11 protein-coding genes are annotated in these 11,143 nt (G+C 69.1%); 6 read left to right on the top strand and 5 right to left on the bottom strand.

Annotated features, from left to right (window positions below; genetic code table 11):
- The first annotated feature begins 125 nt into the window (after positions 1–125).
- Complete coding sequence (locus ER13_RS05375) at positions 126–1,463, top strand: hypothetical protein (RefSeq protein ID WP_035307382.1); 1,338 nt, start codon at positions 126–128, stop codon at positions 1,461–1,463.
- Between the two features lie 4 nt (positions 1,464–1,467).
- Here ER13_RS05375 and ER13_RS18625 read toward each other — a convergent pair whose 3' ends face one another.
- From ER13_RS18625 to tpiA, 4 genes are all read right to left on the bottom strand, one after another.
- Entirely contained in the window at positions 1,468–1,629 is a 162-nt protein-coding gene (locus tag ER13_RS18625; protein ID WP_196066367.1) for a hypothetical protein, read from the bottom strand.
- A gap of 116 nt (positions 1,630–1,745) precedes the next feature.
- A complete protein-coding gene (locus ER13_RS05370; RefSeq protein ID WP_008263745.1) occupies positions 1,746–3,398 on the bottom strand; it encodes a CTP synthase in 1,653 nt (550 codons plus the stop codon).
- A gap of 124 nt (positions 3,399–3,522) precedes the next feature.
- The gene (secG, locus tag ER13_RS05365) at positions 3,523–3,969 is read right to left on the bottom strand and encodes a preprotein translocase subunit SecG (protein WP_035307380.1); all 447 of its coding nucleotides are present in this window, start codon (positions 3,967–3,969) and stop codon (positions 3,523–3,525) included.
- Positions 3,970–4,045: 76 nt separating this feature from the next.
- Entirely contained in the window at positions 4,046–4,795 is a 750-nt protein-coding gene (gene tpiA / locus ER13_RS05360; RefSeq protein WP_035307378.1) for a triose-phosphate isomerase, read from the bottom strand.
- 139 nt (positions 4,796–4,934) lie between these two features.
- Here tpiA and ER13_RS05355 point away from each other — a divergent pair, with 139 nt between their 5' ends.
- Together ER13_RS05355 and trpE are read left to right on the top strand one after the other, a co-directional pair.
- Positions 4,935–6,842 (top strand): peptidylprolyl isomerase, encoded by a 1,908-nt coding sequence (locus ER13_RS05355; protein WP_035307376.1) that lies wholly within the window; start codon positions 4,935–4,937, stop codon positions 6,840–6,842.
- Positions 6,839–8,371: an anthranilate synthase component I gene (gene trpE / locus ER13_RS05350; RefSeq protein ID WP_035307374.1), complete on the top strand. Its 1,533-nt coding sequence runs from the start codon at positions 6,839–6,841 to the stop codon at positions 8,369–8,371. Before ER13_RS05355 ends, trpE begins: the two co-directional genes overlap by 4 nt.
- On the opposite strand, the gene ER13_RS05345 is transcribed toward trpE, so the two are convergent.
- Positions 8,368–8,574 (bottom strand): hypothetical protein, encoded by a 207-nt coding sequence (locus tag ER13_RS05345; protein WP_035307384.1) that lies wholly within the window; start codon positions 8,572–8,574, stop codon positions 8,368–8,370. The two genes, trpE and ER13_RS05345, sit on opposite strands and share 4 nt — an antisense overlap.
- 88 nt (positions 8,575–8,662) lie before the next feature.
- Here ER13_RS05345 and ER13_RS05340 point away from each other — a divergent pair, with 88 nt between their 5' ends.
- The 3 genes from ER13_RS05340 to trpC are packed head-to-tail and all read left to right on the top strand — an operon-like array spanning position 8,663 to position 11,098.
- Entirely contained in the window at positions 8,663–9,253 is a 591-nt protein-coding gene (locus tag ER13_RS05340) for an aminodeoxychorismate/anthranilate synthase component II (protein WP_035307372.1), read from the top strand.
- 16 nt (positions 9,254–9,269) lie between these two features.
- Positions 9,270–10,307: an anthranilate phosphoribosyltransferase gene (trpD, locus tag ER13_RS05335; RefSeq protein ID WP_035307370.1), complete on the top strand. Its 1,038-nt coding sequence runs from the start codon at positions 9,270–9,272 to the stop codon at positions 10,305–10,307.
- Positions 10,304–11,098, top strand: a complete 795-nt coding sequence (trpC, locus tag ER13_RS05330; RefSeq protein ID WP_008259229.1) for an indole-3-glycerol phosphate synthase TrpC — start codon at positions 10,304–10,306, stop codon at positions 11,096–11,098. The genes trpD and trpC overlap by 4 nt, the downstream gene beginning before the upstream one ends.
- Positions 11,099–11,143 lie beyond the last annotated feature (45 nt).

Raw genomic sequence — 11,143 nt, 5'->3', positions numbered from 1 at the left:
CCCCCCTGTTCGATGTCCCGGCCGGACTTTTGCTCTCGCCCGAACCCGGCCCGCCCCGCCTCCTGATCGCCTGAGCCCTGCGCCGTTCGCGGCGCCTTCAGTCACGATCAATCAAGGAGGCCTTCATGGCTCCCCATACGCTCGCCGGCGCCCTCGCCGGCGTCTCCCTGCTCGCCCTCGCCCATGCCGCGACGGCGCAGGACCATGCCCACCACCAGGCGGCGCCGGCCGCCGATCCTCACGCCGGGCACGACATGGCCGACATGCCGGCCGCCTCACACGCCCCGGCACACGCCATGACCAGCCCCTACGGCCCCTGGCCCATGAGCCGGGACGCCTCGGGCACCAGTTGGCAGCCCGACTCCGGCGAACACGCCGGGATCCACACCATCCGAGGCGACTGGACGGTGATGACCCACGCCCTGCTGAACCTGACCTACGACACCCAGTCCGGGCCCCGCGGCGGCGACAAGACCTTCGTCTCGGGCATGCTGATGACCACGGCCCGTCGCGACTTCGACGACGGTTCAACCCTGAACCTGCGCGCCATGCTCAGCCCCGACCCCCTGATGGGCAAGTCCGGCTACCCCCTGCTGCTGGCGGCCGGTGAGACGGCGAACGGCGTCGATCCCCTGGTCGATCGCCAGCATCCGCACGACTTCTTCATGGAGCTGTCGGCCAGCTATTCGAAGCAGCTGACCGAAAAGGACAGCGTGTACGGCTACATCGGCCTGCCCGGCGAGCCCGCCTTCGGCCCGCCCGCCTTCATGCACCGGATGAGCGCGATGGACAGTCCCGAGGCGCCCATCACCCACCACTGGCTGGACTCGACCCATATCGTCTTCGGCGTCACCACCCTGGGCTGGGCCCACGACCGGTTCAAGATCGAGACCTCGGCCTTCAAGGGGCGCGAACCCGACGAGGAACGCTGGGGCATCGATAAGCCCAAACTGGACAGCTGGTCGGTGCGGGGCTCGTGGAACCCGACGGCCGACTGGTCCTTCCAGGCCTCCTACGCCGACGTCTCGGCCCCGGAACAGCTGGAGCCCGACGAGGACGAGACCAAATGGTCGGCCAGCGCGATCCATACCCGCCGCCTGGGCGAGACCGGCTGGTGGTCCTCGACCCTGGCCTGGGGGCGCAAGACCAACAGTCACGACGAATCCAAGGACGGCTGGCTGCTGGAATCCGCCGTCCATCCGAACGACCGCTGGACCGTCTTCGCCCGCGCCGAGCGGATCGAGACGGACGAACTGGTCCCCGGCGACCATGGCGGCCACGGCCCGCTCTACACCGTCGGCAAGGCCTCGCTGGGCGCCGTCCGCGACTGGCGGATCGCCCCCCGCGTCCGCTTGGGCCTCGGCGCCCTCTATGCAGTGAACCGCGTGCCGGACGCGCTGGAGCCTATCTACGGCGGCGATCCGGACGGCGGAATGATCTTCATGCGCCTGAAGATCGACTGACGGCTCAGGCCCGTCCGGTTTCGGCCGGGCGGGCCGGCGACGGCGTCCCCATGTGCCGCACGGCCTCGTAGCCGAGCGCGACTGCAGACACCGCGATCACGAGCCCCCCTGCGATCAGCAGCAGGCGAAAATGCCGGTGCAGATGATAGAGCAACTCGCCGATCATCGATCGTTCGTGTCCCGTCAGGTCGTGCCAATCCGATCCGTTCAGGACAGTTTACTGCAAAAGGCGGACCCATAGTAATCGCAGGTCCGTGAACACGGTTTGATCCCAGGCCTTGATCAGACCAGACGGCTCTGAACCACGGCGGCGCCGATGAAGCTGGCGAACAGCGGGTGCGGCGCGAACGGTCGGCTCTTCAGTTCGGGGTGATACTGGACGCCGATGAACCAGGGATGGTCCGGCCGCTCCACCGTCTCGGGCAGAACCCCGTCCGGCGACAGTCCGGCGAAGACCAGGCCGGCCTTCTGCTCGATCGCCTCTCGATAGTTGATATTGACCTCGTAACGGTGGCGGTGCCGTTCGCTGATGGCGGTGGAGCCATAGATCTCGGCGATCTTGGAGCCTTCGGCCAGGGTCGAATCATAGGCGCCCAGCCGCATGGTGCCGCCCAGGTCGCCGCCCTGCTGGCGCAGGACGCGCTGATTGCCTTGCGTCCATTCGGTCATCAGGCCCACGACCGGCTCGGCGGTCGGGCCGAACTCCGTAGACGAGGCCTTGGGATAGCCGGCCAGGTTCCGCGCCGCCTCGATCACAGCCATCTGCATGCCGAAACAGATGCCGAAATAGGGAATGTTGCGCTCGCGGGCGAACCGCGCCGCCTCGATCTTGCCTTCCGAGCCCCGCTCGCCGAAGCCGCCCGGCACCAGAACGGCGTGGGCGCCCTGCAGCCGCTCCTCGCAGGCCTCCGGGTCGCCCTCGAAGGTGTCGGCCTCGACCCAGTCGATATTGACCTTGACGTTATTGGCGACCCCGCCGTGGTGCAGGGCCTCGATCAGGGACTTATAGGCGTCCTTCAGAACCGTGTACTTGCCGACCACCGCGATGGTGACCTCGCCGTCCGGGTGCAGACGGCGGCGTGCGATCTCCTGCCAGCGCGTCAGGTCGGGTTCCGGCGCATCCTCTATGCCGAAATGGGCCAGGACTTCGCGGTCCAGGCCTTCGCGATGGTAGTCCAGCGGGACGGCGTAGATGTCGGCCGAGTCCATCGCCTGGATCACGCCGCTTTCGCGCACATTGCAGAACAGGCCGATCTTGCGCTTTTCCTCGGGCGGGATCGGGAATTCACAGCGGCACAGCAGGATGTCCGGCTGGATGCCGATGGAGCGTAGCTCCTTGACCGAGTGCTGGGTCGGCTTGGTCTTCATCTCGCCGGCCGTCTTGATGAAAGGCAGCAGGGTCAGATGGACGAAGCAGGACCGGCCGCGCGGCAGATCCTGGCCCAGCTGGCGGATGGCCTCGAAGAAGGGCAGCCCCTCGATGTCGCCGACCGTGCCGCCGATCTCGACCAGGACGAAGTCCACATCCTCGCCGTCGTCAGTCAGGGCCGGGGTCAGGCAGAAGGACTTGATCTGGTCGGTGACGTGCGGAATCACCTGGACGGTCGCGCCCAGATAGTCGCCGCGACGTTCCTTCTCCAGGATGGTCGAATAGATGCGGCCGGTAGTGATATTGTCGGACTTGGCCGCCGACACCCCGGTGAACCGCTCGTAGTGACCCAGGTCCAGGTCGGTCTCGGCGCCGTCGTCGGTCACGAAGACCTCGCCGTGCTGGTACGGGCTCATCGTGCCCGGATCGACGTTCAGATAGGGATCGAGCTTGCGAAGCCGGACCTTGTAGCCGCGCGCTTGCAAAAGAGCGCCGAGAGCGGCGGAGGCGAGGCCTTTTCCTAGCGAGGAAACCACGCCGCCGGTGATGAACACATAGCGAGCCATGGGCGGACACCTTACTCCATGATTCGCGAACGACGCATGGGCCGCCGCGAATCGAACTGTTGATCAAAAGAAGAAAGCGCGCCCTGCGGCGCGCTTTCGGGAAGTCGGGTCGGTCGCCTGCCCGTTACTGGGCGGGCTGCTGGGCCGGAGCGGACGCCGGCGACCGGGCCGCCGAGGCGGACGGCAGGCTAGCTTCCAGATCGTCCAGCGACGGCGCGGTCGGCTGGGCGGGCGCGGCCGGCTGCTGTTGCTGGGCCGGTTGTTGCGTCTGGGGCTGCGGCGTCGTGGCCAGAGAGCCCACGGCGTCGGCGTCGATCACCGAGACCGAGGCGCGGTCCATATTGCCGACGACCGTCAGGATGATGGTCAGGCCGAACAGCAGGGCCGCCAGCACCCAGGTGATCTTGGTCAGCAGATTGCCGGCGCCCCGCGCCGTCATGAAGCCCGAAGGACCGCCGCCCATGCCCAGGGCGCCGCCCTCGGACCGCTGCAGCAGCACGACGCCCGTCAGGGAGACGGCGACCAGGATGATGGCGACGAGCAGGATGGTCTGGAGCATGGCGTCATTCATGTGGGCGCGGAGCTGCGCCGATCAAGCGGCGGCCTCTATCACCGAAGCCGCCGGGGGGCAAACCGGAAGCGGCTCGTCAGACGGCGCGGACGATCTTCAGGAAATCATCGGCCTTAAGCGAGGCGCCCCCGACCAGGGCGCCGCCCACTTCGGGCACAGCCAGAATCTCGGCCGCATTGTCAGGTTTGACCGAGCCGCCGTACAGGATGGGCGCGCGGCGGGCGGGCTCGCCCAGGCGCTGGATCATGGCGGTCCGTATGGCGGCGTGAACCTCCGCGATCTGTTCCAGAGTGGGCGTCAGGCCCGTGCCGATGGCCCACACCGGCTCATAGGCGACTGCAAAGTCACGCTCGGACAAACCGTCCGGCAGGGAGCCTGTGATCTGGGTGCTGACGACGGCGACCGCCTGGCCCGCTTCATGTTGCTCCAGGGTCTCGCCGACGCAGACGATCGGCTCCAGACCGGCCGCCATGGCCGCCTCGACCTTGGCGGCGACGTCTGCGTCCGTTTCCCCGAAGGCCGCCCGTCGCTCGGAATGGCCCAGAATCACCAGGGTGGCGCCGGCGTCCGCCAGCATGTCCGCCGACACCGACCCCGTGAAGGCGCCCGACGCCTTTTCGTGGCAATCCTGCCCCCCCACTTCGACCGCGCTGTCCGTCAGGACGCGGCGCAGGCGATCCGTCAGGGTGGCGGGCGGGCACAGGGCGATGCGGCATGAGGGCGGCGCCCCCGCCAGGCCTTCCTTCAAAGCCAGGGCCTCGGATACGTCTGCGGAGACGCCGTGCATTTTCCAGTTGCCGACGATCAACTTCACGGATTGTTTCATGACCCCTGTCTAGGGGCCTCAAACCGGCAAGCCAAGAGGGGGCGCCGCAATCTGGCCATCACGCCGTCCTTGCGGGGGCGCGCCTGCCCCGACTATACGCCGCAGTGATGCCAACGTCGGCAAGTCTACGGGTCTTCGAATGATCACCGCCTTCCGCGCCTTCTCGCGCTCCAAGTGGGCCGCCGCCCTGCTCGTCCTGATCGCCATCAGTTTCGTGATCGTGGGCGCGCGGATGGACGTCTTCGCCAACCTGGGCCCGAAACATGTGATCGACGCCGGCGACCGTTCGATGAACGAGGCCGAGTTCAGCGCCGCCTTCGGGCGTGTGCGCGAAAACATCCAGCAGCAGGCCGGTCGTCCCGTGACCAACGAGGACCTGATCGCGGAAAACATCCACACCCGCTTCCTGGACAGCCAGACCGAACAGCTCGGCTTCCTGAACTGGGCCTGGAAAGCGGGCATCCGCCCCGGCAAGGAACTGATCGTCAAGCAGATCCGCCAGATCCCCGCCTTCTTCAACTCGGTCACGGGCCAGTTCGATCAGCAGGCCTATGAGAGCGCCCTGGCGCAACAGAACCTCACCCCCGCCATGCTGGAGCAGGACCTGCGCGACCAGTATGCGACGGAGCATTTCGGCGCCGCCATCTTCGCCGGCGCCCGTGCGCCGCGCATCTACGGCGCCCTGCTGGCCGGCGCCGCCTTCGAGACCCGCGACGGTCGCTGGTTCGAGGTCACGCCCGCCATGGCCGGCGAAATCCCCGCCCCGACCGACGCCCAGTTGAACGCCTTCATTCAGGAAAACGCGGCCCGCCTGCGCGCGCCGGAGTTCCGCATGGTGTCCGTCGTCCTGTTCACGCCGGACCCGGGCGCCGCCCCCGTCGTGTCGGATGAGCGTATCCGCGAACGTTTCGAGTTCAAGAAGGACAGCCTGGGCAAGCCCGAGACCCGCACCTTCGTGACCCTGACCGCGCCCAGCCGCGACGTCGCCCAGAAGATCGCCGCCGCCTTGCGCGCCGGCCAGTCGCCCGCCGATGTCGGCCGCGCCAACAGCATCCAGCCGGCGAACTTCAACGCCACGCCCCGCGCCGCGGTCGGCGACGCGGCCACCGCCGCCGCCGTGTTCGGCCTGCAGGTCAACCAGGTCTCTGACCCGGTCCAGGCCGGCGTCGGCTTCGCCGTCGCCAAGGTCACCGCCATCCAGCCCGGTCAGCCCGCGACCCTGGAAAACTCGCGCGACCAGATCGTCGCGGAACTGCGCGCCGAGGACGTCAAGGGCCAGACCTACGCCAAGGTCGAGAAGTATGAGGCCGCCCGCACCGCCGGCAAGAACCTGGCCGACGCCGCCCGCGAGGCCGGCGGCCGCGTCATCGACCTGCCCCCCTTCACCAAGGACGGCAAACTGCCCAACGGCCAGGCCCTGAACGCCCCCCCGCAAGTCTTCGAGACAGCCTGGAGCCTGACCAAGGGCGGTGAAAGCGACGTGATCGACGCCGGCCAGGGCCAATATTTCGCCGTCCGTGTGAACGACATCCGTCCCTCGGCCCTGCCGACCCTGGCCGAAGTCCGCGCGCCCCTGGCCGCCCAGTGGACCCAGCGCGAAATCTCGCGCCGTCTCGCCGCCAAGGCTGAAGAGCTGGCGAGCCGCGTCCGCCAGGGCCAGGACATCGCCGCCGTGGCCCGTTCGGTGAACGCGCCCCTGACCGTCCGCACCGGCGTGGTCCGCGACCAGGCCACCCAGGAATCGCTGGGCCAGGGCGTGCTTCAGGGCCTGTTCGGTCAGGCCAAGGGCCAGGTCTTCTCCCAACCGGGCGAAGGCGGTTATCTGGTTGGCCGCGTCGATGGCGTCCACGCCGCCAATCCGGCCGTCGCCGGTCCTCTGGCCGAACAGGCCCGTCCGCGCATCACCCAGGAACTGGTCCAGGCCATGGTCCAGACCGAGATGACCGCCGGCGCCCAGCGCTCCAAGGCCAAGAACGACGTCGCTCTGGCGCGTCAGGCCCTGGGCCTGGCCGCCGAGCCGACGGCCCCCGCCGCACCGGCGGAATGACCACGGCCGGCCAAGACGCCTCGGGTTTCAACGGGGCCGACTACGACGCCTTCGCCGCCGGCCTTTCGGCCGGTCGGCCGCAGGTGCTGGTCCGGCGCGTCATCGACGACCTTGAGACGCCGGTTTCGGCCTATCTGAAGCTGGGTCGCCATCGCCCCTACGCCTGTCTGCTGGAATCCGTCGAAGGCGGCGCCGTGAAGGGCCGCTATTCGATCCTGACGCTGGACCCGGACGTGGTCTGGCGTTGCCGGGCGAACGCGGCGGAACTGGCGCGTGGCCCGGCGGTGGTCGAGGGGCGGTTCATAGCCGAGCCCCTGCCCACGCTTCAGTCCCTGCGCGCCCTGATCGCCGCGTCGAAGTTCGACCTGCCGCAGGACCTCCCGCCGATGGCCGCCGGTCTGTTCGGCGTCTTCGGCTATGACATGGTGCGCCTGCTCGAGCCGCTGGGCGAGCCCAATCCGGATCCGCTGGATCTGCCGGACGCCGTGCTCACCCGTCCGTCCCTGGTCGCCATCTTCGATTCCGTCGGGCAGGAGATCATCCTGGTCTCGGCCGCCTATCCCGACGCTGGCGCCGCGCCGCGTGAGGCTTTCGACGCCGCCGTCGCCCGGCTGGACGCGTTCGAGACGGGCCTGCGCGACCCCCTGCCGGTGCGCGCCGCGCCGCAGCCGACGCCCGCCCCGACCTTCGCTTCGCCCGTGGACGAGGCCGGCTTCGGCGAGATGGTGGCCAGGGCCAAGGACTATATCGCCGCCGGCGACATCTTCCAGGTCGTGCTCAGCCACCGCTTCTCGGCCCCCTGGACCGAAGATCCCTTCGCCTTCTACCGCTCCCTGCGTCGCCAGAACCCGTCGCCCTATCTGTTCTACCTGAACTTCGAGGGCTTCCAGCTGGCCGGGTCCAGCCCGGAGATCCTGGTCCGGCTCAAGGACGGCCAGGTCACTATCCGGCCGCTGGCGGGAACCCGTATGCGCGGCGCCACGCCCGAGGCGGACAAGGCCCTGGAGGCGGAGCTGCTGGCCGATCCCAAGGAGCGGGCCGAACATCTGATGCTGCTGGACCTGGGCCGCAACGACGTCGGCCGCGTCGCCGCGCCGGGCACGGTCGAGGTGACCGAGAGCTTCGTCGTCGAACGCTACAGCCAGGTCATGCACATCGTCTCCAATGTGCGCGGCAAGGCCGATCCGAAACTGGACGCCGTCGACACCCTGCTGGCCGCCCTTCCCGCCGGCACCCTGTCGGGCGCGCCCAAGGTGCGGGCCATGGAAGTCATCGACGAGCTGGAGACCGAGAAGCGCGGCGTCGGTTACGGCGGCGGCGTCGGCTATATTTCGGCGGGCGGCGAGGCGGACATCTGCATCACCCTGCGCACCGCCCTGTTCGCCGATGATCAGATCTTCGTCCAGGCCGGCGCCGGCGTGGTCGCCGACAGCGATCCAGCAGCCGAATACGCCGAGACCCGGCACAAGGCCCGCGCCCCCATGCGGGCCGCCGACGACGCCTGGCGCTTCCGCACCGGCAATCGCTAGGGCCCGTAGGTCGCCGGGGGTTCGTCAAACCGGACGCCCGGCCCCAACACGACGACCCCAGCCATGACTACGGCCGCCGTCGCGGCCAGGGCGGCGGCGCCGAGGGCCGCATAGGGGCTGATCGGCTTGGGTTCGACCACGACCAGCTTCGCCTTGGCGGCGGCGATCTTGTCGGCGATGTCTTTTTCGGCGCTGAGTTTCACGACACCCATCTGCCCCCGCCAATGTTAAGATGCGCTTTAACGCCGCGCACGCTTGGCGCGGCGGCTTGTCACGCCTAGAAGCCAGATCATGATCCTCGTCGTCGATAACTACGACAGCTTTACCTACAACCTCGTCCACTACCTCGCGGAGTTGGGCGCGCCGACCCATGTGGTGCGCAACGACGACCTGACGGCGGACGAGGCCTGGGCGCTGAACCCCGCCGCCGTTCTGCTTTCGCCGGGCCCCTGCGCGCCGGATCAGGCCGGCGTCTGCCTGCCGCTGATCGAGAGCGCCCCGGCCTCCATGCCGATCCTCGGCGTCTGTCTGGGGCACCAGGCCATCGGCCAGGCCTTCGGCGGCGACGTGATCCGCGCCAAGACCCTGATGCACGGCAAGACCTCGCCGATCCTGCACGACGGCAAGAGCGTCTTCGCCGGCCTGCCCTCGCCCTTCACCGCCACCCGATATCATTCCCTGGCCGTGAAGCGCGAAACCCTGCCCGACTGCCTCGAAGTGACCGCCTGGACCGCCGACGGCGAGATCATGGGGCTCCAGCACCGCAGCCGCCCGATCCATGGCGTCCAGTTCCACCCGGAATCCATCGCCACCGAACACGGCCACGACATGCTGGCCAACTTCCTCGAGATCGCCGGCGTGAAGCGCCTCGCGGCCGCCTGATCGTGGCGGCCTGATCATGGCTGACGGGTTCAAGCCGATCCTCGCCCGCCTGGTCGAGGGTCACCCCCTGACGTCCGAGCAGGCGCACGACTTCTTCGCCGCCTGCCTGCGCGGCGAGCCGACCCCGTCCCAGGTCGCCGCCGCCGTCACCGCCCTGCGGATTCGGGGCGAGACGGTGGACGAGATCGCGGCTTTCGCCCAGGCCATGCGCGACGCCGCCCTGACGCTGGACCATCCGTACGAGGTGATCGACACCTGCGGCACCGGCGGCGACGGCCAGCACACCTACAACATCTCCACCGCCGCCGCCCTGGTCCTGGCCGGCGCGGGCCTGAAGGTCGCCAAGCACGGCAACCGGGCCATCTCCTCGAAATCCGGCTCCTCCGACGTCCTGTCGATCCTGGGCGTCAATCTGGCGGCCAGCCCGGATCAGCAGCGCAAGGCGCTGGACGAGGCCGGAATCTGTTTCCTGTTCGCCCCCGCCTATCACGGCGCCATGCGCCACGTCGGGCCGGTCCGGGCAGAGATCGGTTTCCGCACCGTCTTCAACCTGCTCGGCCCGCTGTCCAACCCGGCCCAGGCGAAACGCCAGGTCATGGGCGTCTATGCCCCCCGCCTGCTCGAGCCCCTGGTCGAGGTCCTGGGCCGGCTGGGCGCGACCCGCGCCTGGACGGTCCATGGCCAGGGCCTGGACGAGCTGGCCACCTCCGGCCCGACGGAAGTGGCGGAATGGAAGGACGGCGCCGTCCGCCGCTTCCAGGTCACGCCCGAGGACGCCGGCCTGCCGCGCGCCTCCATCGACGCCATCCGCGGCGGCGACGGCGAAGAGAACGCCGCGGCCCTGCGCGCCCTGCTGGCGGGTCAGACCGGCCCCTATCGCGACATCGTCCTGCTGAACGCCGCCGCCGCCCTCGTGGTGTCGGATCGGGCGACCGACCTCGCGGAAGGGGCCGCCCTCGCCGCCGCCGCCATTGACGACGGCCGGGCCGCCCAGGCGCTGGAGCGTCTGGCCCGCATCACCTCCACGCCGCTGGATACCGAAGACAAAGCATGACCGACGTCCTGGACCGCATCGCCGCCTACAAGCGCGAGGATGTCGCCGCCCGCAAGGCCGCGACCACCCAGGACGCCATCGAGGCCCTGGCCCGGGCCGCCTCGGCGCCGCGCGGCTTCCGCGCCGCTCTGGACCGGACTGTCGAGGACACCGGCCGCCCCGCCCTGATCGCCGAGATCAAGAAGGCCAGCCCGTCCAAGGGCCTGATTCGTCCTGACTTCGACCCGACCGCCCTGGCCATCGCCTACCAGGCCGGCGGCGCCTCCTGCCTGTCGGTCCTGACCGACGGCCCCAGTTTCCAGGGCGACGACGCCTATCTGGGCCAGGCCCGCACCGCCACGGCCCTGCCCTGCCTGCGCAAGGACTTCCTGGTCGATCCCTGGCAGGTGGCCGAGAGCCGGGCCCTGGGCGCCGACTGTATCCTGATCATCCTGGCCATGATCGACGATCGGCTCGCCGCCGAACTGCTGGCCGAGGCCGAACGATTCGGCATGGACGCCCTGATCGAAACCCACGACGAGGCCGAAATGGCGCGCGCCTGCGCCTTGGGCGGCGATCTGGTGGGGATCAACAACCGCTCGCTTCGCACCTTCGAGGTCGATCTGGAGGTCACCGAGCGCCTGTCGATGCTCAGCCCCGTCCGCGCCCTGCTGGTCGCCGAGAGCGGCATCTCCACGCCCGAGGACGTCGCACGCGTCTCCGCCGCCCACGCCCAGGCCATTCTGGTGGGCGAAAGCCTGATGCGTCAGGCCGACGTCGAAGCCGCCACGCGCAAACTGCTGGCCGCCTGATTCAACCCGACGCGCGCGGTGAAGCGACGCCGTTAAGTTGACATT

Origin of the sequence: Brevundimonas sp. EAKA (assembly GCF_000698025.1) — a bacterium.
Lineage (GTDB): Bacteria > Pseudomonadota > Alphaproteobacteria > Caulobacterales > Caulobacteraceae > Brevundimonas > Brevundimonas mediterranea_A.
Note: the sequence above shows the minus strand (reverse complement) of the source record. Positions and strands in the feature narration are given on the sequence as shown.